This is a genomic window from Cellulomonas edaphi (assembly GCF_030362815.1).
Taxonomy (GTDB): domain Bacteria; phylum Actinomycetota; class Actinomycetes; order Actinomycetales; family Cellulomonadaceae; genus Cellulomonas; species Cellulomonas edaphi.
The window spans coordinates 732,280-755,119 of the sequence record NZ_JAUCGR010000002.1 but is presented as its reverse complement, the minus strand read 5'-3'; the positions used below and the strand labels follow the sequence as shown (position 1 = coordinate 755,119).

The 22,840-nt window shown below is 73.5% G+C and carries 17 protein-coding genes; 7 read left to right on the top strand and 10 right to left on the bottom strand.

What is annotated here, in order from left to right:
• Positions 1-56: 56 nt before the first annotated feature.
• Together QRT05_RS09735 and QRT05_RS09730 are read left to right on the top strand one after the other, a co-directional pair.
• Positions 57-1,547: a helix-turn-helix transcriptional regulator gene (locus QRT05_RS09735; RefSeq protein ID WP_289446990.1), complete on the top strand. Its 1,491-nt coding sequence runs from the start codon at positions 57-59 to the stop codon at positions 1,545-1,547.
• Positions 1,548-1,754: 207 nt separating this feature from the next.
• Positions 1,755-7,691 (top strand): GH92 family glycosyl hydrolase, encoded by a 5,937-nt coding sequence (locus QRT05_RS09730; RefSeq protein ID WP_289446987.1) that lies wholly within the window; start codon positions 1,755-1,757, stop codon positions 7,689-7,691.
• Between the two features lie 65 nt (positions 7,692-7,756).
• On the opposite strand, the gene QRT05_RS09725 is transcribed toward QRT05_RS09730, so the two are convergent.
• Complete coding sequence (locus QRT05_RS09725; RefSeq protein ID WP_289446985.1) at positions 7,757-8,848, bottom strand: hypothetical protein; 1,092 nt, start codon at positions 8,846-8,848, stop codon at positions 7,757-7,759.
• Positions 8,849-8,999: 151 nt separating this feature from the next.
• On the opposite strand from QRT05_RS09725, the gene QRT05_RS09720 reads away from it, so the two are divergent.
• Complete coding sequence (locus QRT05_RS09720) at positions 9,000-9,365, top strand: molybdopterin dinucleotide binding domain-containing protein (protein WP_326522648.1); 366 nt, start codon at positions 9,000-9,002, stop codon at positions 9,363-9,365.
• Positions 9,366-9,498: 133 nt separating this feature from the next.
• On the opposite strand, the gene QRT05_RS09715 is transcribed toward QRT05_RS09720, so the two are convergent.
• The 3 genes from QRT05_RS09715 to QRT05_RS09705 are packed head-to-tail and all read right to left on the bottom strand — an operon-like array spanning position 9,499 to position 11,353.
• Positions 9,499-10,083 (bottom strand): DUF3618 domain-containing protein, encoded by a 585-nt coding sequence (locus QRT05_RS09715; protein ID WP_289446984.1) that lies wholly within the window; start codon positions 10,081-10,083, stop codon positions 9,499-9,501.
• On the bottom strand, positions 10,080-10,496 hold the full coding sequence (locus QRT05_RS09710) for a phage holin family protein (protein WP_289446982.1): 417 nt from the start codon (positions 10,494-10,496) through the stop codon (positions 10,080-10,082). Before QRT05_RS09710 ends, QRT05_RS09715 begins: the two co-directional genes overlap by 4 nt.
• The gene (locus QRT05_RS09705) at positions 10,493-11,353 is read right to left on the bottom strand and encodes a hypothetical protein (RefSeq protein ID WP_289446981.1); all 861 of its coding nucleotides are present in this window, start codon (positions 11,351-11,353) and stop codon (positions 10,493-10,495) included. The genes QRT05_RS09710 and QRT05_RS09705 overlap by 4 nt, the downstream gene beginning before the upstream one ends.
• A gap of 352 nt (positions 11,354-11,705) precedes the next feature.
• Between QRT05_RS09705 and QRT05_RS09700 the strand changes: the two genes are divergently transcribed.
• On the top strand, positions 11,706-12,692 hold the full coding sequence (locus tag QRT05_RS09700) for a UDP-glucuronic acid decarboxylase family protein (protein WP_289446979.1): 987 nt from the start codon (positions 11,706-11,708) through the stop codon (positions 12,690-12,692).
• Here the strand turns inward: QRT05_RS09700 and QRT05_RS09695 are convergent.
• The 5 genes from QRT05_RS09695 to QRT05_RS09675 all read right to left on the bottom strand — a co-directional run bounded on the left by QRT05_RS09695 (position 12,676) and on the right by QRT05_RS09675 (position 19,163).
• Entirely contained in the window at positions 12,676-13,902 is a 1,227-nt protein-coding gene (locus QRT05_RS09695) for a carbamoyltransferase N-terminal domain-containing protein (protein WP_289446977.1), read from the bottom strand. The genes QRT05_RS09700 and QRT05_RS09695 overlap by 17 nt on opposite strands.
• Before the next feature lie 119 nt (positions 13,903-14,021).
• Positions 14,022-15,890: a SpoIIE family protein phosphatase gene (locus QRT05_RS09690; RefSeq protein ID WP_289446975.1), complete on the bottom strand. Its 1,869-nt coding sequence runs from the start codon at positions 15,888-15,890 to the stop codon at positions 14,022-14,024.
• Between the two features lie 17 nt (positions 15,891-15,907).
• The gene (locus tag QRT05_RS09685; RefSeq protein WP_289446974.1) at positions 15,908-16,867 is read right to left on the bottom strand and encodes an ANTAR domain-containing protein; all 960 of its coding nucleotides are present in this window, start codon (positions 16,865-16,867) and stop codon (positions 15,908-15,910) included.
• 123 nt (positions 16,868-16,990) lie between these two features.
• The gene (locus tag QRT05_RS09680) at positions 16,991-17,662 is read right to left on the bottom strand and encodes a DUF4142 domain-containing protein (RefSeq protein WP_289446972.1); all 672 of its coding nucleotides are present in this window, start codon (positions 17,660-17,662) and stop codon (positions 16,991-16,993) included.
• 526 nt (positions 17,663-18,188) lie between these two features.
• Positions 18,189-19,163 (bottom strand): glycosyltransferase, encoded by a 975-nt coding sequence (locus QRT05_RS09675; RefSeq protein WP_289446970.1) that lies wholly within the window; start codon positions 19,161-19,163, stop codon positions 18,189-18,191.
• 179 nt (positions 19,164-19,342) lie between these two features.
• Between QRT05_RS09675 and QRT05_RS09670 the strand changes: the two genes are divergently transcribed.
• Positions 19,343-20,554 (top strand): alcohol dehydrogenase catalytic domain-containing protein, encoded by a 1,212-nt coding sequence (locus QRT05_RS09670; RefSeq protein WP_289446969.1) that lies wholly within the window; start codon positions 19,343-19,345, stop codon positions 20,552-20,554.
• Positions 20,551-21,003, top strand: a complete 453-nt coding sequence (locus QRT05_RS09665; RefSeq protein ID WP_289446968.1) for an SRPBCC family protein — start codon at positions 20,551-20,553, stop codon at positions 21,001-21,003. Before QRT05_RS09670 ends, QRT05_RS09665 begins: the two co-directional genes overlap by 4 nt.
• Before the next feature lie 407 nt (positions 21,004-21,410).
• Here QRT05_RS09665 and QRT05_RS09660 read toward each other — a convergent pair whose 3' ends face one another.
• Positions 21,411-21,947, bottom strand: a complete 537-nt coding sequence (locus tag QRT05_RS09660; protein ID WP_289446966.1) for a DUF2231 domain-containing protein — start codon at positions 21,945-21,947, stop codon at positions 21,411-21,413.
• 263 nt (positions 21,948-22,210) lie between these two features.
• On the opposite strand from QRT05_RS09660, the gene QRT05_RS09655 reads away from it, so the two are divergent.
• Positions 22,211-22,651, top strand: a complete 441-nt coding sequence (locus QRT05_RS09655; protein ID WP_289446965.1) for an Hsp20/alpha crystallin family protein — start codon at positions 22,211-22,213, stop codon at positions 22,649-22,651.
• Positions 22,652-22,840 lie beyond the last annotated feature (189 nt).

Below are 22,840 nucleotides of genomic sequence, written 5' to 3'. Positions count from 1 at the left end.
GCCGTGTTCGTCAGCACGGCTGTCAATTTCGCGCGATGTTGACGTAGGGTCACGATGTGGCGACACCGACGCACGACGACGACACGGCACCGGACGCGCTGACGCTCGGACGACGGCTGCGGCACCTGCGCAAGGCCAAGGGCCTGACCCTCGACGCGCTCGGCACCCGGGTCGGTGTGACGCCGAGCCTGCTCTCGCTCGTGGAGAACGGCCGTCGCGAACCGCGGCTGGCCCTGCTGCGCGCCCTGGCGGAGGCGCTCGACGTGACGACCGCCGACCTGCTCGACGCCGAGCCGCCCTCGCGCCGTGCCGCGCTCGAGATCGCGCTCGACCGCGCGCAGCGCTCGGCGGCGTTCGGGCGCCTCGCGCTGCCGAGCGTGCGCCCGAGCCGGTCGCTCCCGCTGCCGGTGCTCGAACAGCTCGTCGGGCTGCACGACGAGCTCACGCGGCGCGACCTGGAGGCGGTCGCGACGCCCGAGGAGGCGCGTCGCGCCAACACCCAGATCCGGCTCGAGCGCCAGGCGCGCGACAACTACCTGCCCGAGATCGAGAAGGTCGCCGAGCACATGGTGCGCGCGGCGGGCTACTCGTCCGGGGCGCTCACGCACCGCACCGTCTCACGCATGGCCGAGCAGCTCGGGTTCGCGATCATCCACGTCGACGACCTGCCCGCCTCCACCCGCACCATCACCGACCTGGAGCACGGGCGCATCTACCTGCCACCCGCCTCGATCCCCGGCGGGCACGGCCTGCGCTCGCTGGCCCTGCAGGCCATCGCGCACCGCGTGCTCGGCCACGAGCGCCCGACGTCGTACGACGACTTCCTGCGCCAGCGCATGGAGATCACCTACTTCGCTTCGAGCGCCCTGATGCCCGAGTCGGCCACCGTGGAGCACCTGCAGCTGCACAAGCGGGAGAAGGACCTCGCGATCGAGGACCTGCGGGACGCCTTCGGGGTCACCCACGAGGCGGCCGCGCAGCGCTTCACGAGCCTCGCCACGCACCACCTCGACATCCCCGTGCACTTCCTGCGCATCGGGGGCGACGGCGCGATCTACCGCGCGTACGCCAACGACGGTCTCCCGCTCCCCACCGACGTCACCGGCGCGATCGAGGGCCAGCTGGTCTGCCGCAGCTGGGGCGTGCGGCGCGCGCTGGCCCGGCGCGACCGCACCTCGGAGTCGTACCAGTACACGGACACGCCCGCGGGCACCTTCTGGTGCTCGACCCAGACCGGCTCGAGCACCACGGGCCAGATGGCCCTCGCGATCGGCGTCCCCTTCGCGTCGGCCACGTGGTTCCGCGGTCGGGACACCACGGAGCGCCACCGGTCGACGTGCCCCGACGAAGGCTGCTGCCGGCGTCCTTCGGCGGCCTCGGCGGCCCGCTGGCAGGACGCGTCCTGGCCCAGCGCGCGCATCCACCAGCAGGTCTTCACCGCGCTGCCCACCGGCGCGTTCCCCGGCGTGGACGCGCGCGAGGTCTACGCGTTTCTCGACCGCCACGCGCCGACGGACGGTGCACGCTCGCGCCGCGATCCCTCCTGAGGAGCCGCGCGCGCATCGTCGCGCGGTGGGCCGCCTAGAGCACCGGCACCCCCGGGGCTCGGCGATCGCTCTCGTCCGAGGAGTGGTGCGGAACGACCGGTATGCGCGGGATGCCGTTTGACGATTTGTCCATCTTCTGGAACATTGCGCGGTGACAACGTTGTCAAGATGCGGGCGCCGATGCCCGCCCGATGACCGGAGACACAGATGTCACCTCGCCCCTCCCTGCCACCCTCGTGCCCGTCAGGCGGTCGCGGCATCGCCGCGACCGTCGCGCTGACGATGCTGATCAGCGGCACCGCGCTCGTCGCGGGCGGCACGCCCGCCACCGCCGCCCCGCGGTCCGGCGGCACCTTCTTCTCGTCGTTCGAGGCCGCGGACCCCCAGCCCGGATGGACCAGCACGCCGGAGGTGTCGGCATCCGGGCCCCGCGTCCAAGGCGTCATCGGGACCTCGGTGCTGGAGCGCAGCCCGAGCACCGTGACGGGCGACGACCTGCTCGGGGGAGCGACCGACGCGCTCGCGTGGGAAGGGCCGTTCCAGAACGGCGTGGGGTCGGTGCCCGGCACCCTCGAGGACAGCACCACCTCGGCGGGTGACCCTGCCGAGCACTGGGCCATGCAGTCCAAGGGCGAGACGTGGGTGCAGGTGCCGATGCCCGCCCTCGATCGCGGCGTCACGCTGCGCGCCCAGGTCACGCTGACCGGGACGGGCAGGGTCTTCCTCAACGCCTACAGCGGCGCCTCGGACGTGGGCGGCACGTACCTGACCCTGAGCGCGCAGCCGCAGACGGTCACGGTCGACTTCGCGCGACCGACGTCTGGCGGCGGGACCCCGCAGCTGCAGATCCGGACGCACGACGCCGGCGCCATCGACGCCGTCATCTCCGGGACCTCGGTCCGCCGTCTGGTGCCGGGGGCGGTCGACCTGCCGGGCGACGTCACGTCGCACGTGACGAAGGTGACGGCGAGCAAGGAGAACGCCCCGAACGAGGTGGCGGGCAACCTCGCGGACGGCGACGCGAACACCAAGTGGCTCGCCGGTGCGCGCACCGCGCAGATCACGTACGAGCTCGACGCCGCGACGACCGTCGCGGCCTACGCGCTCACCTCCGCCAACGACGCCGCGAACCGCGACCCGCGAGGCTGGACGCTGCGCGGCTCGGCGGACGGCACGAGCTGGACCACGCTCGACACCCGGGAGAACCAGACGTTCTCCGAGCGCCTCCAGACGCGCGGCTACACGGTCGCGACGCCCGGCGACTATCGGTACTACCGCCTCGACATCACCTCGAACGGCGGCAGCGACGGCACCCAGCTCGCCGAGCTGCAGCTGGCGACCAAGCCGCTCCCGGCGACGAGCATGACCGCGGAGGTCGGGTCCGGACCGACGTCGGCCTACACGGCGCGCACCAACGTCGGGTGGACCGGCGTCTCGGCGCTGCACTACGCCGGCAGCCAGTCGAACGACGCGCGGGGGTTCGCCTACGACAAGGTCTTCGACGTGGACGTCCCGGTCGGGACCGACACCGAGCTGTCGTACACGATCTTCCCCGAGGCGTCCGAGAACGACCTCGGGTACGCGAGCACGTACGCCGCCGTCGACCTCGCGTTCACCGACGGCACGTACCTGAGCGACCTCGGCGCCGTCGACGAGCGCGGTGCGGGCCTGAGCCCGCGAGGCCAGGGCGCGTCGCAGGCGCTGTACGTCAACCAGTGGAACTCGGTCGCGTCCCGCATCGGCAAGGTGGCCGCGGGCAAGACGATCGACCGGATCCTCGTCGGGTACGACAACCCGGACGGCCCGGGCGACTTCAGCGGCTGGGTCGACGACGTCGCGGTCAAGAGCGCCGGTGCGGAGCCCGCCGCGACGCACCCGTCGGACTACGTCGTGACGACGCGCGGGACCAACGCGACCAGCGACTTCTCCCGCGGGAACACCATCCCCGCCACCGCGGTGCCGCACGGGTTCAACTTCTGGACCCCGGTCACCAACGCGGGAACCAACCGGTGGCTCTACGAGTACCAGAAGGGCAACGACGACCAGAACCGCCCGAGCCTGCAGGCGTTCTCCCTCAGCCACGAGCCGAGCCCGTGGATGGGTGACCGGCAGACGTTCCAGGTGATGCCGTCCGGTGCGACCGGCACTCCCGACGCGGGCCGGTCGGCGCGTGCGCTGACGTTCAGCCACGCCAACGAGGTCGCTCGCGCCCACTACTACGGCGTCACGTTCGACAACGGCATGAAGACGGAGATCGCTCCGACCGACCACGCCGCGATGTTCCGCTTCACCTTCACGGGCGAGGAGTCGAACCTGATCTTCGACAACGTCGACGACGCGGGCGGGCTGACCCTCGACGCCGCCGCCGGTGTCGTGTCCGGCTACACCGACGTCAGCACGCCGGGCAGCTCCGCCGGCATGACCCGCATGTTCGTCTACGGGACCGTGGACGGCGACGTGACGGGCGGCGGAAAGCTCACCGGCGGCGGTGGCGGTGACGTCACGGGCTACCTCAAGCTCGACACCTCGAGGAGCAAGGTGGTCACGCTGCGGCTCGCGACCTCGCTCATCGGCGTCGCCCAGGCCAAGCGCAACCTGGCGCTCGAGATCGCCCCGGCCGACACGTTCGCCGCCGTCGAGCGGCGCGCGCAGCGGCTGTGGGACGACGCGCTCGGCGTGATCGACGTGCGCGGCGCGAGCCGGGACACGCTGACGTCGCTGTACTCGAACCTCTACCGGCTCAACCTCTACCCGAACTCGGGCTACGAGAACACGGGGACCGCGCAGCGACCGGTGTACCGGCACGTCGTGCAGTCCTCCGCGTCGGGCGACCCGGCCCCGGCAGGCACCACGGCCACGGCGACCGGCGCACGCGTGGTGGACGGCAAGGTGTTCGTGAACAACGGGTTCTGGGACACCTACCGCACCGCCTGGCCGGCCTACTCGCTGCTCTACCCGAGCACGGCCGGTGAGATGGTCAACGGCTTCGTCCAGCAGGCCGCCGACGGCGGCTGGATCTCGCGGTGGTCGGCACCGGGCTACGCGGACAGCATGACGGGCACCAGCTCGGACGTGGCGTTCGCCGACGCCTACCTCAAGGGCGTCCCGGGCATCGACGTGCAGGCGATGTACGACGCGGCGCTGAAGAACGCCTCGACCGCACCGACCAGCGCGAACGTGGGGCGCAAGGGCCAGCAGCGAGCGACCTTCCTGGGCTACACGCCGACGTCCACGCACGAGAGCGCGTCCTGGTCGCTCGAGGACTACCTGAACGACTACGGCATCGCGACGATGTCGAAGAAGCTCCTCGACACCACGAGCTCGCGGGACCCCCGCCACCAGGAGTACGCCGACAACTACACGTACTACCTGAGCCGCGCGCAGAACTACGCGACGCTCTTCGACCCGACCACGGGCTTCCTGCGCGGGCGCGACGAGGACGGCGGCTGGGCCCGCTCGGCGGCGGACTTCGACCCGGAGGAGTGGGGCAACGAGTTCACCGAGACCGACGGCTGGAACTTCGCCTTCCACGCCGTGCAGGACGGCCAGGGGCTCGCGAACCTGTACGGCGGGCGCGCGGCGCTGGGTGCGAAGCTCGACGAGTTCTTCGCCACCCCGGAGACGGCGGGCAAGCCCGGCTCGTACGGCGGCCCGATCCACGAGATGCGCGAGGCCAAGGCGGTCCGCCAGGGGCAGTGGGGCCTGAGCAACCAGGTCTCGCACCACATCCCGTACATGTATGACTTCGCCGGGCAGCCCGCCAAGGCCGCCGAGGCGGTCCGCACCGCGCTGGCCCGGTCCTTCACGGGCAACGACATCGGTCAGGGCTACCCGGGGGACGAGGACAACGGCGAGATGTCGGCCTGGTGGCTGTTCAGCTCGCTCGGCTTCTACCCGCTCCAGGTCGGCAGCCCGACGTATGCGATCGGCTCGCCGCTGTTCACGCACGCGACGATCCACCTCGAGAACGGCAAGGACCTCGTGATCGACGCGCCGAAGAACAGCGCGACGAACATCTACGTCCAGGGCGTGCGGGTCAACGGCGTGCGGCAGTCGGCGACGTACCTCACCCAGCGTCAGCTCGAGCGCGGGGGCACCATCACGTTCGAGATGGGCGCCAAGCCCTCGGCGTGGGGCACGGGCGCCGACGACGCGCCGCCCTCGATCACCCAGGGCGACGACCGCCCCGACCCGCTCGCGGACGCGTCCGGCTCCGCCGGTTCCGTCGTCACGACGAGCGAGCAGGGCACCGACGTCGCCGCGCTGACCGACGACACGTCGGCGACGGAGGTGTCCTTCGGGTCCGCCACGCCGACCATCACCGTCGCGCACCGCGGCACGACCAGCCGGGCCCAGATGTACACCCTCACGTCGGGCGCGAAGGAGGGAGCAGACCCGACGGCCTGGACGCTCCAGGGGACGACGGACGGCACGCACTGGACGACGCTCGACACGAGGTCGAATCAGGCGTTCGCGTCGCGTCAGCAGACGCGCGCGTTCTCCATCGCCCGGCCCGAGGTGTATCGCGACTACCGGCTGCACGTGACGGCGTCGTCGGGCAGGACGTCGACGATCGCCGAGGTGGAGCTCCTGTCGCGCACACCCCAGGTGAGCGAGCTCGCCGACGCGATCGACGCTGCCCGGTCCGCTCACCGCATCTCCGGGTCCACGGCCAAGCGCCTGGGCGCGATCGTGGACGCCGCGCAGGACGCGCAGGGCGAGGGGGACGTGGCCGGGGTGCTCGAGCACGTCCGCGAGCTCCGGGCCCAGGTGGACACGTTGGTCGCCTCGCGGCTCGACGACAGGACGCGAGCGACGCTCGGGCTGCTCATCTCGCAGTGGCTCGCTCCCGGCACCGGGCTGGACGAGATCCGTTCGTCGGTCGGCGCGCTCGAGCGCAGCGGAGACATCAAGAGCGCCACGGCCACGCGGCTCCAGGAGCTCGTCGCCACGGCTCAGAAGGCCGTCGACGGCGCGCACGCCGCGCAGGTGGCGGCCACCCTGACCGAGCTGCGGGTTGAGATCGCCGGGGCGAGCGCCAAGCGGGTGAGCGCCGGCGCCAAGGCGGCACTGCTCCCGCTGGTCGACGCGCTGATCGAGACCCCGCCGGCCGTGCAGCGCTCGGCGAGCGCCGCACGCACGCTCATGAGCGACTACGACCCGCAGAAGGCGTGGTGGCCGTCGAGCTGGTGGAACTCGGCCGTCGCGACCCACACGGTGATCGACTACATGGCCCGCACCGGGGACCGCAGCTACCTCGGGCAGGTGGACAGCACGTTCGAGAAGGACAAGGGGAAGTTCCCCGCCGGCGAGCTGTCGGGCGACGAGCTGCTGGGGAACTTCACGAGCCGCGCCATCGACGACTCCGAGTGGTGGGGCCTGGCCTGGGTCTCGGCGTACGACCTCACGCACGACGAGAAGTACCTCGACATGGCCGTGACCATCGCGGAGTACGTGCAGGGGTACTGGGACGACAGCACCTGCGGCGGCGGCGTGTGGTGGGACGCGGAGCGGACGTACAAGAACGCCGTCACCAACGGGCTCTACGTGCGCCTCACGGCCGAGCTGCACAACCGGCTGCCCGGCGACACGACCTGGCTCGCTCGCTCGCAGACCGGGTGGGACTGGCTCACCGCGAGCGGCATGATCAACGCCAAGGGTCTGGTCAACGACGGCCTGACCGCCGACTGCACCAACAACGGCGGCACGGTCTGGAGCTACAACCAGGGCCTCGCGATCGGCGCAGGCCTGGAGCTCCACCGGGCCACGGGCGACGCGGAGCCGCTCCAGACGGCGAAGCGCCTGGCGGACGCGGCGATCGGCTCGTCGGCGCTCGTCGCCGACGGCGTGCTCACCGAGAGCTGCGACGCCGTGGACGTCACGTGCGACGACAACGGCAAGCAGTTCAAGGGCGTGTTCATGCGGTACTTCGGTGACCTCGCGGACACGACCGGCGCTCGGCGCTACGCGGAGTTCGTCGACAAGCAGGCAGCGACCATCTGGAGCAAGGACCGCGCGGCCGGTGATCGCCTCGGGGTGCGCTGGGCGGGCGCCACGTCGCGGACGCACCCGAACGTGTTCGACTGGCGCACTCAGGCCAGCGCACTGAGTGCCCTGCTCGCGGCCACCCCGCAGGCACAGTAGGTCCGTCCGCCGGTCCGGCGCACGTGCAACGTGCGCCGGATCGGCGAGGGCGGGGTGGCGCCCGGTCAGCCGGGCGTCACGTCGTCGCGCGCCGCCGCCGCGGCCTGCTCGGCCTTCTCCAGGCGCAGGAGCTCGCGCTCGGCTGCGGCCACGTCCTTCTCGTCGGCGCGCAGCGTCTGCTGGGCGGTCGCCAGGGCCTTGTCGGCGGCGGTGGCGACCTTGCCCGCGGCGGCGAGCCGGCGCCGTACCTCGGCGAGCTCGCTCACGAGGTCGTCCTCGTCCGCGTGCGCCCGGGAGGCCGCCTCCAGCGCGCGGTCGACCTGGCCGGCGCTCTCGTCGCGCACGCGCACCGCCGCCTCGTGGCGCTCGCGGGCCCGGGACGCGTCCCGCTCGGCCTGTTCCCAGGCCGCGCGCGCCTCCTCCTGGGCCCGCCGGCGCTGCGCCTCGCGTCGTGCGTCGCGCTCGCGCTCCGCGGCGGCCTTCGTCGCGGCCCTCGCAGCCTTCGTTGCGGCTTTGGTCGCGGCCTGTGTCGCGGCAGGGTCCGCCGCTGCGGGCGTGGACCGCTCCGAGTCGGTCACGAGCCGCAGGCCGCCTCGTGACCTCGGAGCCTTCGCGGGCGCGGAGGCGACGCGGGTACGGGCGGGTGCGGGAGCGGGGGAGTCGCTCGCGACCTCCGCGCCGCCGAAGCCGACGTGCTCGCGCGGCCCCGTGAGGCGGCCGGAGACGACCTCGCGCGCGATGGCGGCGTCGGCGAGCGCCGCCGTGAGCGTGGACTCGAGCTCGTGCACGGCGGCCTCGCCCACGGCGGTGCCCGACGGCCGGGCGAGCGCCCGAGCCCGCGCCACGAGCGAGCGCACGAGCTGGCGCCGCTGCGACGACAGCTCGCGCAGCGCCGGCCCGTCCAGGGATCTCTCGGCGGCGCGCAGCCCTTCGCCCAGCGCGACGAGCTGGTCGGCCAGCGCCGGGTCGTCGCGGACCAGCAGGTTCACGAGCCAGGCCGAGACCGTGGGTTTGCGCAGCTCGCCCACGGCCTCGGCGAGCTCGCGGTCCTTGCTCGCCCGGGCGGCCTTGACCGCTTCCGAGCGCCTGCCGACGAACTCCGCGGGCGGTCCCGAGTAGAGGTCGTCGACGAAGTCGTCGAGCTCGCGGCTGTCCACCCGTCGACCTTGCCACGAGCCGCGCACCGCCACACGGCGGTGGCCGGCTCGGATCAGGCGTGGATGATCGGCCCGTGCGCCTCCGGGTCGTCGGGGTCCTGGCTCGCGGGCGGCCCGTCCTTGGGCTGGTTCTCACCGACGTCGTCGAGGTCTGCAGGAAGGTGATCTCGCCGACGTGACGACGGCGCGTGGCCGCGTCCGCGCCCGGGTGCGGATCACGGGGATCCGCGAGGGCGTTGTCTTCGTGCCGTTCCACTACGGGTACTGGGACGCCGACGACCCGGCGCGTGCTCGGGCAGCCAACGAGCTGACCCCGACCGCATGGGACCCGGTGTCCAAGCAGCCGCTGTTCAAGACCGCCGCCGCGCAGGTCACGGCCGTCGCCGGGGACGAGGGTGGCGTCTCGCGGGCACCGACCACCGCGGCGTCCGCGCCGCTGGACGGTGGAGGTCCTGTGACGACCGGGGGTCCGGACGCCGAGTCGGACGACGTGGTGCTCGCCGGTGAACGGTCATGAGGCTGGAGGTGCTGCTTCCCCGGCTGCAGGCGGACGAGCGCGCCCTCGCCGAGCTGCGCCCACGGTGCGGAGCACAACGGCCGGCGGGTGCCGGGGGACTGCCGGATCGTCCGCCAGCACCCGCCGGACGGCCTCAGGACTGTGCGCTCTCCTGCACGGTGTCCTTGGCTTCGGCGGCCCGCGACCGCACGTCCTCGACGCCCGACTGACCCTCGTCCTTCACGGCCGAGACCGCCTGGGTCGTGCGCTCCTGGACGGCGCTCGCGGCGTCCTTCGCGGGCTCGGCGAGGTTGTGGGCGGCCTCCTGGGCCGCGCCCTTGACCTCGTCGACCATCGGTGCGGACTGCTCCTTCACGGCCTGGGCGGCCTGCTGCTCCGGCCGGGTGCTCGGGAGCAGAGCGGCAACCAGGAGGCCCGCGCCGAACGCGATCAGTCCGGCGGCGAGCGGGCTGCCCTCCGCGCGTGACTTGACCGTCTGCGGGAGGGATCCGGCGCTCTCGCCCACGGATCCCGCTGCGGAGCCCACGGAGCTGCCGGCGTCCGAGACGGCGCCCATCACGCGGTCCTTCGCGCGCGTGGCGGTCGAGCGGAGGCGTTCGGCCTGACGCTGCGCCACGTGCGTGGGGTTGACCTTGTCCGTGAGGGCGTCGACGTCGGCGCTGAGCTCGGCACGCGTGGACTCGATGTCGGAGCGGATCTGGTCCGGGTCTGTGCTCATCGGTTCTTCTCCTCGTTGCCTTGCAGTGCGTTGGGGATCTTCTTCACGGAGTCGGCCGTGTCGGGCAGGCCGCGGACGCGGCGCATCTCGGCGCGGCCGCGCAGCGCCAGGACGGCGGCGATCACGCCCCAGACGACCGCCACGATGACGGCCGACCAGGACCAGCCGGTGACGTTCCCGAGTGCCCACCACAGCGCGATCGACAGGAACAGCAGCACCATGTGACCGGCGATGCCCGCGCCGGCGAACATCCCGACGCCCTTCTGGCCCTGCTTGACGGACTCCTGCAGCTCCGCCTTGGCGAGCGCCACCTCCTGGCGCATCAGCGTGGACAGGTCGCGGGTCACCTCGCCCAAGAGCTGACCGACCGACGCGGAGTCGGCGGTGCGCCCCTCCTCGTAGCCCGCGCTCATGGCGCGATCCGCTCGTCGCCGCCCGAGGCCGACCAGGCGTCCGCCTCGTCGAGCCCGGACGCGGTGCCGACCGTCGCACCGCTCGCGCTGGTGCCGAGGCCGGAGCTCGTCCCCGTGCTCGTGCCGGTGCTGCCGGTGGTGGCCGTGGTCGGCGTCCAGCGCGTGCCTGCGACGCCCTCGGTCTCGTACGCGGAGGTTCCGAGGCCGGCCGTCGCGGTGCTCGAGCCGCTGGACGTCCGCGCGGTGCCGCCCGTCTGCGGCGGTGCGTCACGCAGGCCGCGGGTGAGGCGGCCGACGAGGATGCCCGCGCCCGCCGCCACGAGCAGGAAGGTGCCCGGGCGTCGCCGCGCGAACGATCGGAGCTCGTCGATCGCCTGGCCGCCGTCGCGGTCAGCGAGCCAGGAACCGGCTCCCTGGGTCCGCTCGGCCAGGGCTCGGACGACCCCCGCCGCTGCGCCCTGCTGCTCCGAGGCCGACGCCATGTCGGACAGGTCGGACCCGAAGGCCTGCAGCGACTCGGCGAGCCGGCTCTGCTGACCGCTCGCGAGGTCCGTGAGCTCGGTGCGCGCCTGGGACCACAGGTCGCTCAGCTGCGAGCCGGCCTCCTCGGCGACGCCCGCGAGCTCCGAGCGCGCGGTGCCCAGCACGTTCTTCCCCGCCTCCGCAGCGGTACCGCCCACGGCGGCCGCCTCGTTCTTCGCCTGGTCCTTGGTGCTGCCCTCCGACGGGCTCCCGCTGCCGGTCTGCCCCGTGCCCGAGGTCGTGGAACCGCCGAGCGGAGTGCTCGTGCCCGTCCCGACCGGGTCGATCGTCGACGCCCCCAGATCGGGCGTCGTCACGTTGTCCTGCTGCGTCATCTGATGCCCCTGTTCCCCACGTGACACACATCGGTGGTCACGGGTGCTGGGTCGGCCTCCTGGCCGCATGGGCCCGCATGTTCCGCACGGGCGGTGCTTCGTGCGCCTCATCTCGACGCCTCCGGGCCGCGGGACTCGTCCCGGCCTCCTCGCCGACCTTCGTTGCCGGCGCGGGCCTCGTGAGGCCCTCTTCTGGCACGGTAGATCGCTCCCGCGGGGGCTGCCACCTGAGCGGCGGCCCACCGCGAGGAGAGGAGCGAGGGCCCGTTCCGGTTGCGCGCGGCCCCGAAGGTGTGAGGCTGGCGAGAGCCGTCGAGCACGCGCGGTCCGGGTGTCGCCCGAAGGACGTGCCATGACGTCGATCTCTCCGTCCGTCGATGGACCCGCTGTGACCGGTGGACGGGTGGTGGTCACGGGCGGCGCCGGGTTCCTCGGCAGCCACCTGTGCACCGAGCTGCTCGCCCGCGGCGCCGAGGTGGTGTGCCTGGACAGCTTCCTCACGGGCAGCCCCGCCAACGTGGCGCATCTCATGGACCACCGCAGCTTCCGCGTGCTGCGGTGCGACGTGACCGACTTCGTCCACGTCCCGGGGCCCGTCGACCTGGTGCTGCACTTCGCGTCGCCGGCGTCCCCGGTCGACTATCTGCAGCTGCCCATCGAGACGCTCAAGGTCGGCTCGATCGGCACCGGCCACGCGCTGGGCCTCGCGCGGGAGAAGGAGGCCCGGTTCGTGCTCGCGTCGACCTCCGAGGTGTACGGCGACCCGCTCGTCCACCCGCAGCGCGAGGACTACTGGGGCAACGTGAACCCCGTCGGCCCCCGAGGGGTCTACGACGAGGCGAAGAGGTACGGCGAAGCGCTCACCACGGCGTACCGCAGCACGCACGGGGTCGACGCCGCCATCGTCCGGATCTTCAACACCTACGGCCCGCGCATGCGGCCCTACGACGGTCGCGCGATCCCCACCTTCATCCGGCAGGCGCTCGCGGGGGAGCCGGTGACCGTGGCGGGCGACGGGAGCCAGACGCGCTCGGTCTGCTACGTGGACGACCTGGTACGGGGCATACTCGCGCTCGCGGACAGCGGCCACCCGGGCCCGATGAACATCGGCAACCCTGAGGAGCTCAGCGTGCTGCAGATCGCGCGCGACGTGGTCGACGCGACGGCGTCCGGGGTGCCGATCGTCCACATCGAGCGCCCGGTCGACGACCCGCGGGTGCGCCGGCCCGACACCGCGTTGGCGCAGGCGGTGCTGGGGTGGTCTCCGAAGGTGGCCTGGCGTGAGGGGCTGACGCGGACGATCGAGTGGTTCGCGCGCGAGCTCAGCGTGCCCGCCTGACACCGGCCGGCTCCTCGCCGGCCGGCTCCTCGCCCGGCTCGTCGGCGGTCAGCGCCGCCGCCACGGCCGACCACACCTGGTCGACGCTGATCGAGGCCAGCGCGGGGTCGAGCTCGTCACCGTGCGGGTCTCCGACGGCGCGGGAGCCGTTCCAGAGCACGTGGTGGCGCTCGGGGTCCACGGCAGGCCCCCACTGCGCTGGGGAGACCGGGCCGAAGAGGGGGACCGAGCGTGTGCCCAGCGCGGTCGCGAGATGCGCGACGGGCGGCACCCACATGGTCTCGAAGCCGCTGTCCCGCCAGATGCGCGAGTTGGCGACGCAGTTCAGGGCGATGCCACCGGCCATCGTCAGGGCGCGGTCGCCCGTCCGCTCGTGGAGCCACCGCGCGAGGTCCACCAGGACCTCCTCGAGCCGCGCTTGGACGGAGCACGCGAGGTCGGCGTGCTCCCCGCCCCACGTCCCGTCGTCTACGCGAGCCGGGACCCAGCGGTCCCAGTCGGGCACCTCCGCGACGAACCCGCCGTCGTCGGTCGCGTACACCAGGTCGCGCAGGTCGTCGAGGAAGCGCGGGCGGCCGTAGGACGCGAGCGCCATCACCTTGTACTCGTCGCTCGACCGCAGGAAGCCCAGGTGGGCGGTCAGCGACTCGTACAGCAGACCCAGGGAGTGGGGGAGTTCCTGGGTGGAGAGCACGTCGAGCCGGCCCCCGGAGTAGTGGCCGGCCAGGTGGGAGGCGCGCTCGCCGCGCCCGTCCAGGACCAGGACGCTGCTCTCGTCGAAGGGCGACGCGAGCGCGGCCGACGCGGCGTGCGCGACGTGGTGGGGGACGTAGCGCACGACGGACGGGTCGATGCCGGGCAGGGCCGTCGCGAGGAAGCCCGGCACCTGCTCCGCGTACGTGGTCCGCAGGTGGTCCCACGGGTCGTCGAGGCCCAGGTCCTCGGCGTTCTTGGCCAGCGCCGGGTCCCACCCGTAGGCCACCGCGTCGACGTCGCGCGGGCTCAGGCCCGCGTGGTCGAGGCACCAGCGCATCGCCTGCTCGGGCAGCTCCCAGGCGGAGAAGGGGACCGGCCGCTTGCCGTGCTTGCGCCGGCTGAAGCGTTCCTCCTCGGCCGCGGCGACGACGTGGCCGTCGACGACCAGGGCCGCGGAAGGGTCGTGGTAGATCGCGTTGATGCCCAGGACACGCATGAGTGGCAGGCCTCTCACCGGTGGTCCTCGTGCGTCGGCTCCACACGGTGCGCTGCTCGGAGCGGGTCGGCTCCGAGGACCACTGTGAAGCACTTCTCCGAGAGCCGCGACTCGAACCGCTTCTCCCCGTCGCGCCCTCAGTCCACCGCGTGATCGTGCGCCATCCCGGCGACCACGAGCGTCTGGTCGGCCGGTGATCCGGACGGCGCGACCACCCGGAGGCCGGCCACCGTGCGGACCAGCATCTCGAGCACCCGGACGCCCGCGCTGCCCAGGTGGGTGACCGCGGACAGGTCGATCGTCACCGGTACCCAGCCGTTCCGCGACATCCTGAGCACCTCGGCCTCCACCTGCGCGGCCGCCGCACTGTCGGCGATCGGTCCGTCGGCTCGCACCACGTGGGCGGACTGCGGGTCGGAGGTCACCTCCACGCCGTCGCCGGTGCGCGTGCCGGGCGGCGGCACCTCGGCGGACGCCACGACGGCGCGACGGAGCGGGTGCGCGATCGTGACGCGCGTACCCTCACCGGTGGCCTGCACGTCGACCTCCAGACCCACCGACGCCATCATGGCGAAGCCGCGCCCTCGACCGCCCGGCTCCGCCGTGGGCTCGCGCCAGGCGCCGGTGTCCGCCACGCAGATCTCGACGGCGCCGTCGTCGCGCACCCTCCCGGTCACCTCCACGTGGCCGTCCTCGCGAGCGCGGTACCCGTGCTCGACGGAGTTGGCGACGGCCTCGCTCACCCCCAGCACCACGCGGCGTCGGCCGTCGTCGTCCTGGCCGAGGCGGCGGCACCACGCGTCCACCGCGGCCCGCGCCTGCGCGAGCGTGCCCGCCCGCGCCGGGAAGGACACGGCCAGGGGAGCGGGAGCGGGACGTCGCAGCACGGCCAGGAGCGTGACGTCGTCCGCGAATCCGCCCTCGCCCATCCTCGCGACGATCGTGCCGCCGACCTCGGCGAGGTCCCCGGACCCAAACGCCTCGCGCACGGCGTCCAGCGCCGCCCGCTCGAGCGCGGCGACACCGGGCCCCAGCGCCCGGGAGCCCGCCTGCACCAACCCGTCCGTGAACATCAGGAGCAGCTCGCCGTCCTGCACGCGGTCGCGACCCTCGCTGCCCGGCGTTCCGGTGCCCAGCGGGCCTCCGGACGTGGACGCCAGCTGGCGGACGCCGTCGGCACCGACGACCACCGGTGACGGGTGGCCGCGCGTCACGTACCTGAGATCGCCGGTCGCCGGGTCGAGGATCGCGACGCACGCGGTCGCCGCGAACGCGGACGCCTCTCGCCTCGCGTAGGAATCCACCGTGCTGAGCGTGGACAGCAGGCTCGCGCCGCTCGACAGCGCTGCCGCCGCGACCGTCCGGAGCCGCGCCATCGCCGCCGCCGCAGCGATCCCGTGGCCCACGGCGTCCCCGACGGTGAGCGCGAGCAGCCCTCCGGGGAGCACCTCGGCGTCGTACCAGTCGCCACCCGCGATGCCGGAGGGGTCGAGCACGAGCGAGTGCGCGGCGACGTCGACGCGCGCGAGCAGTGGCAGGGTCGCCGGGAGCAACGTCGTGCTGAGGCTCTCGACGGTGTCGGTCGCCCGCCTGGCCCGCTCGTCCGCGGCCTCCGCCTGGCGCCGGGCGGAGCGCGCTTCACCGACCAGCGCGGTCACGTCGGTGGCACGCACCAGGAGCCCGTGCACCTGGCCCGCGTCGTCGCGCTGGGGACTGGCTTCGATCTGGAACCAGCGACCGTTCGCGCCGTCTCCCACGGGCACGACCGGCGGGTCGGGTTGCTCGTGAGAACCGGCGAATGCCGCGGCCAACCACCCGTGGGCCGCACCGAGCCCGCGGCGCTGCTCCGGGAGCGGGGCGTCGAGCTGGAGGTCCGGCCCGAACAGGGCACGGGCCTGCGCGCTCGCGTGCACGAGGCGCAGGTCCCCACCTCGCAGCACGACCCATGCACCGTCAGCGGCGGACGCGGCGCGGAGCGTCATCTCCGTTGCTTCGCCGTCGCTCATCGCGGGCTCCTAGGTCGTCACCGCGATCTGACCGCGCTGGGCTCGTCCTCCAGAACGTCGAGCCCGTGTCCGGCGACGGCGAGACGGGACTCCGCTCCTAGCACTACCCGCATCCTGACACCGTTGGCACGGCACCGCCGCTGGGCCGCGCTGAGCGCGGACACCCCGGCAGAGCCGACGTGGTCGGCGCCGCGCAGGTCGACGACCACCGTCCCGGCGTCCGGGGCACGGCGAGCGAGCTCGGTGAGGGCGGCGGCGAACTCTCCGGCGGTGGCCAGGTCGACCGGGCCCGCGACGCTCAGCGTCGGTGCGTCGCCGCTCGTGGAGAAGCGCGTCGCGAGCTGCGATCCCGGTGCGGCCGACAGCGGCCGGTCGGCGAAGATGCTCGAGAAGAAGTAGTCGTCCAAACGCTGCCGCATCTCGGGGCCCAGGCCCCCCGACGCCCCGACGGCGGAGATCACGCGCTCGGCGAGCGTCAGCAGCCGCACGTTGCGCTGCTGCGAGCTCCAGCGCAGCAGCTCGAACGCCGCAGCCTCGTCGATGCCGTACCCGAGCATGAAGATGCCCTTGGCCTGGTCGATGGTGGCGTGCGAGGACAGCGCCTGGTTCAGCTCGGCGTTCACGCGACTGGCGATCACGTCCTGCATCGCGCGCGTGACGTCGACCACGACGCCCTCGATCTGCTCGTCGCCGAGGGACGGCCCTGCCGTCATCGTGACGACGTGCTCGTCGCCGGTCAGCTGCAGCAGCCGATACTGGACAGCGGCGGGCTCGCCTGGCTGGGCGGGCGAATCGAGGGCGGTTCGTACCCTGTCCCGGTCGTCGGGGTGGACGTGCCGTTCGAGGACGTCCAGCGTGGGGAGCACGGCACCCGGCTCCATGCCGTGGATCTGGAACATCTCGTCGGACCACCACCAGCGGCCGTCCGGCTGGTTGTAGCGGAAGCGGCCGACCTGGGGCTCGGTGGGCGTATGCATGATGACCTCCGCGCTGTGTCATCAAGTGGGCTGCTTCCGAACCCTGCAGATCTGCGCGAGGGATCTGCTACCGAGGAACGCTAACCCGCGCAGCCGCGGTTCGCAGGCCGAGAAGCGCGGTGATCAGGCTCGCCCGTCCCGCCCGCGAGGACGCAGTCGCCCGGTCCTGCGCGCCACGACGTAGGCCACCACGCCGACCACGACGATCACGACGGCGATCACCGCTGCGGTCGGCCACGTCGATGCGCCGTTGTCCGGCGTCTCGCCACCCTCCTGGAAGTCCGGGGCGTCCGCGGCGGCCTCGAGCGCACGCAGATGGTGCTGCACCACGGGCGCCGCAGCGTCCGCGAGCGCGACGACGGCGGGGTCCCCTCCGCTCGCGGCCCGTGCGGAGGCGGCTTCCAACGCCGCGCGGTGCGCGGTGATCTGCGACGCGACCCAGGCCCGGTCGAACTCCTCGGTGCGGATCGCGCGCAGTGCCGCGAGCGAGGTGCGCTGGTCCTCTCGCGGCTCGCTGGGCAGCACCACCGCGAGCTCGGTCGCGACGGACTGCAGGTCGGTGTCGAGCGTGCGGTGGTCCGCCTCGACCATGCGGCCCAGCTCGCGCACGGCCGGTGCGCTGGCCAGCTCCACGGCGGCCGCGCCGCTGGCGATCTCCGCCAGGTTGCGCTGGTGCGCCTCGACGAGCCAGGCGCTGTCCTCGGCGCTCGGCTGGGCGGGTGCCGCAGCGGTCACGGCGAGCAGCCCCACGACCGCGGTCGTGGCGAGCATGAGGGGTCGGAGCAGTCGTCGCATCGAGCCTCCCGGGCTTCGGCGGCCCCGGGGGCCGACGCGGGCGGCCGCGCGCTCGACCTGACTCGACGCTAGCCCGCGGGGGCAGGCGCGCAACCGTTGCAGAGATCGCCCCGCGCGAACTTGCGGCCGGGGTGGGGTGTGCCAGCCTGGAAACCGGTCCCGCCGCCGAGAACGTGGGGTGCCGGACCGTCGGCCGAGGACGTCCCATGAAGGTCCCAGCGCCACGGGGTGTGCTGAGCGAGGCGACGCGGGACCGGGGCCGCCGTCGCCCCGGTCCTGCGACCGACTCACTCCCTGTTCAGCTTGTCCTGGACGGCGCCCGCGACCTTCTCGACGACGTTGGGGACGTCGGTGGACGCGCGCGACCGTGCCGAGCAGGTCACGCTCGCCGAAGGGAGGCGTGGACCACCGTGCACCTCCGGGCAGTCAGCGTCCAGCTGGTCCCGGGGCCGTCGCTCGACCCGACCCACCCGGCGCGCGTGCCGCGCTTCCGCTCGTCGTGCTCGTCAGGCTCGTCACCCCACGTTCACAGCGTCGCGCGACGGCGCAGGGCGCGCTCGGACGAGGCCGCGCCGCGGATCCGTCGCCCGCGATAGCGCACACCGCCCGTCGCGCGCATCGCGACCGCACCCCAGCAGCAGACCGCCCGCTCGGCCAGCCACAGCGGCGCGAGCGCGACGGTCCACACGGGGATGACGTCCGCCCCGGGCCGCGCCCGTCCCCGGGCGGCCAGCGCGGTCACGGTCAGCGCGAGGGCGACGGGCACCGCGGGGCGGCGGCGGAAGGCCGACAGGACGACGAGCGGCACGACGCTCGCCTCGGCGACCAGGCGAGCTGGTTGGGCGAAGCTGTCGTACGCCTGCCGGACGCGCTGCTGCCAGAACCGGCCTGCGGTCGGTGGCCGGCGGACCACGGCGAGGTCATCGGCGCGGACCTCGCGCCCGCCCGCAACCCGCAGCGTGCGGACCAGCTCCAGGTTCTCGAAGATCACGTCGCCGCGGTAGCCGCCGGCCCGGAGCAGCGCGGACCGGCGCACGACGAGGGTCCCGGGGAAGTCCGAGTGCACCCCGCGATTGACCAGCGTCCGGGCGCTGTCCCAGCGGGCGTGCCAGGGGAGCGGCGAGAACACGTTCTGCGGGCGGACCACGTCGGCGTCCGCGAGGAGTGCGACGGCCCTGCTCAGCTGCTCGGCATCCCATCGCACGTCGTCGTCCGCGATCACCACCGCCTCGGAGCGCGCGAGGCGGACGCCGGTCATCACTCCCGCGACCTTGCCGTTGCCGCCCGGCCAGGAGTCCGGCGGCACGTGGCGGACCATGCTGCGCCAGCGTGCCGCGTGCGCAGTGAAGAGGTCGGGCGGCGAGCCGTCCACCACCGTGACCGGGACCTGCTCGGCCAGCTGAGCGAGGTAGTGCGTGAGCTCGTCGGCCTCGGCGTCGTCGCTCCAGCGCAGGGGGAGGACGTACTCGAGCGGCGGCTCGTGGTCGTCGTGCGTCCGCATGGGCACCTCGTGACACGTGCGCGAGGGCCGATCCTGGACCGTGGCCGCACACGCTAGCCCCGGCGGGGGTCATCCACCAGCGGTGGAGGCGCTCGCCCCGGTCGCGCGCGATCCGAGGTTGGCGCACGATCGTCATGGGTGCAGACCGGCCGCCCGACGCTCGAGCGGAGGGACGACTGGTGCGCGCACTGACCTGGCAGGGACGCGAGGACCTCCGGGTGGAGACGGTCCCCGACCCGACCATCCAGGAGCCGACCGACGCGATCGTGCGCGTCACCTCGACCGCCATCTGCGGCTCCGACCTGCACCTGTACGGCATCCTGGGGATGTACCTCGACAAGGGCGACGTGCTGGGGCACGAGACCATGGGCATCGTCGAGGCTGTCGGCCCCGCCGCGACCAGGCTGCGGCCGGGCGACCGCGTCGTGGTCCCCTTCGGGATCGCCTGCGGAACGTGCTGGATGTGCACCCGCGGGCTGATGTCCCAGTGCGAGACGACCCAGGTCCGGGAGCACTCCAAGGGGGCCGCGCTGTTCGGCTACACCAAGCTCTACGGCCAGGTGCCCGGCGGGCAGGCCGAGTACCTGCGAGTGCCGCAGGCGCAGTTCGGGCCGGTCGTGGTGCCCGACGACGGGTCGCCCGACGAGCGGTACCTCTACCTGTCGGACGTGCTGCCGACCGCGTGGCAGGCAGTCGAGTACGCGCAGGTGCCTCGCGGCGGGAGCGTCGTCGTCGTGGGCCTGGGGCCTATCGGTCAGATGAGCGCGCGCATCGCGGCGCACCGGGGAGCCGCGCGGGTCATCGGCCTCGACCTGGTCCCCGAGCGGTTGGCGATGGCGCAGCGGCACGGGATCGACGTCATCGACATCAGCGCCGTGGACGACGTCGTCGACGCTGTCCTCGACCTGACCGACGGTCGCGGTGCCGACGCCACCATCGACGCGGTCGGGATGGAGGCCCACGGGTCGCCCATGGCCGCGCGAGCGCAGAAGGCGGCCGGCCTCCTGCCGGACGCCCTGGCGCGCCGGGCCACCGAGAAGGCGGGGGTCGACCGGCTGGCGGCCCTGGAGACGGCGATCGCGCTGGTGCGTCGAGGCGGGACGGTGTCGATCTCCGGCGTGTACGGCGGCGCCGTGGACCCGATGCCGATGATGGAGCTCTTCGACAAGCAGGTCGCTCTGCGCATGGGGCAGGCGAACGTCCGACGCTGGGTCGACGACCTGCTTCCGCTGGTGTCGGCCGACGACGACCCGCTCGGGGTCCTCGACCTCGCCACGCACCGACTCCCGCTGGAGGAGGCGCCCCGCGCGTACGCGATGTTCCAGGCCAAGGAGGACGGCTGCATCAAGGTGGTGCTCGACCCGGCGGCCGGCACCGGAGCGGCGCGATGACCACCGTCGTCCGGACCATGGCCTGCCCGGCTCAGGCGGTCCTCGGTGTGCTCGCGGACGGCTGGAGCTACGCGACGTGGGTGGTGGGGACCTCCCGGATCCGCAGCGTCGACGTCGCCTGGCCCGCGCCCGGGAGCAAGATCGCCCATTCGTTCGGGGTGTGGCCCGCGACCATCGACGACGTGACCATCGTGCGTGCGTGGGATCCCGCGCACGGGATCGTCCTGCAGGCGAGGGGGTGGCCGATGGGGGAGGCCGCCATCTCCCTCGAGGTCGAGGAGCGCGGCGGCGGGTGCTTGGTCCGGATGGTCGAGGACGCCGTGCGGGGTCCGGGAACCCTGGTGCCGAAGCCGGTGCTCGCGGCGCTGCTCACGCCGCGCAACGTCGAGAGTCTGCAGCGACTGGAGAACCTCGCGCGCGGTCGGGCCGGCTCGGTACCCGCCGCATGAGCGGAGCGCGCCGGCCCCGGGTGGTGGTCATCGTCGGGGCGTCGAGCGGCATCGCGCGACCGCGCACTCGCCGACCGCGGGTCGCGCGCCCCGACTGCTAGCCGCGCGCGCCGCGCGCTCGCGCCGTGCGACGCGCGCTCGCGCCGCGCTCCAGCGCTCGGTGAGCGCGTTGCGCTCAGGGCCGGTCTGCGCTCGTCGGCGTGCCGGTTCGCTGCTCCGACGCTGCTCGGGCTCCTTCGCGGGCCGACGACCGAGCACGTCCGCCGACCGCGGGTTTTCCGCCGCGAGCGCGGGTCGCGCGCGACGCGCGCTTGTGCCGTGCAGGCCGCGGTCGGTGCTGCCAGCGCTGCACGGGGCGGGCAGTATCCAGCCGACGACCACCGCGTCGACGGTCGGCGCGGCCACGGTCAGCCTTGCGGAGCGCGCTGGACGTACGCCATGTGCCCACCGAGGTAGCCGCTCGCCCCCACCACGCCGCCAGCCACGAGGGACAGTGCCACCCCCGCCGCGTGCCGGCGCCGGCGACGCAGCAGCCACGACGCGCCGTAGAGGCCGAGAGCGGCCGAGTTGAGTGCGGCATGCGCCGCGCCGACGCGTCGGACGCGCGAGCCGGAGGCGGCCCAGTCCGCGAGACCCGTCAGCGCGGTGGGAACGGAGGCGAGCACGCCGAGGCCGAGCAGCCGGGTGGCGGCGGGCCGGGACCCCGCGGGGCCCAGGAGGTCGAGCACGGTGCTGCTGATCCACAGGCCGAGCGGGACGTCGGTCAGGAGCGGGTGAGCGGGATGGCCGAGAGCGGAACCGCGCAGCGCCGCCGCGAGCCGCGGGCGCTGCACGAGGGGGCGGCTCACGCGCTCCAGCAGCCCGACGGAGGCGTCGAGCGCCGTGGCGGTCTCGAGTGCGCTCGCGAGGCCGCGCGGCGTGCTGTTCATGGGATGCGACGTCATGAGGTCCTCCTGACAACCCGCGTGACGGACGGCCGGTCGGCGAGCTGCATCACCGAGACGAGCATCGCAGCGTGCGCCGGGATCCGCAGGGCGGAGAGCCTGCCCCGCTCCCACGGGGGGAGACGAATTGGTTTCGAAAGACTGGCACTCTCGGCGCGAGAGTGCTAATTGTTGTGGTGTAGCCGGCTCGGTCCGACGCGAGGACCGAGCAGGATCGGGGGTGCCGGACGGTCCTGCGCCCCGACGTGGAGGAGGTGACGGTCATGGCTACGCGAAGCGACCCGTTCCGGGAGTTCGAGCGTCTGGTGGGCCAGGTGATCTCGGCCGAGCGGGCGTCGGCCACGGTGCCGATGGACCTGTACCGCTCGGGCGACCACTACGTGCTGCACGTCGACCTTCCCGGTGCCGACCCCGGGACCATCGACGTCAACGTGGAGGACCGGACGCTCACCATCCGCGCGCAGCGCACGGCCCACACGGATCAGGACGTGCAGTGGCTGGCGAAGGAGCGACCCGTCGGCACGTACGCCCGGCAGCTCACCGTGGGGCGCGGTCTCGCGCTCGACGCCATCTCGGCGACGTACGAGGACGGCGTGCTCACGCTCACGATCCCCGTCGCTGAAGAGGCGAAGCCCCGGCGCATCGAGGTCCAGCGTGCCTCGGGAGCCAGCCAGATCACGGCGTCCGCTCCCGCCGGGAGCTGACGACCCGATCTCCGGGCTGCCGTCCTGACGGACGGCCGCCGTCCTGACCGACGGTTGCCACTGCGGACCGACGGCTGCCAGTCGGGACCGACGGCCGCCGTCCCAACTGACGGCCGCCGCGCTGACGGACGACCCGAGTGATCCGTGCCCTGCCGGTGGAGACCTCCACCGGCGGGGCGCGGTCTCGTC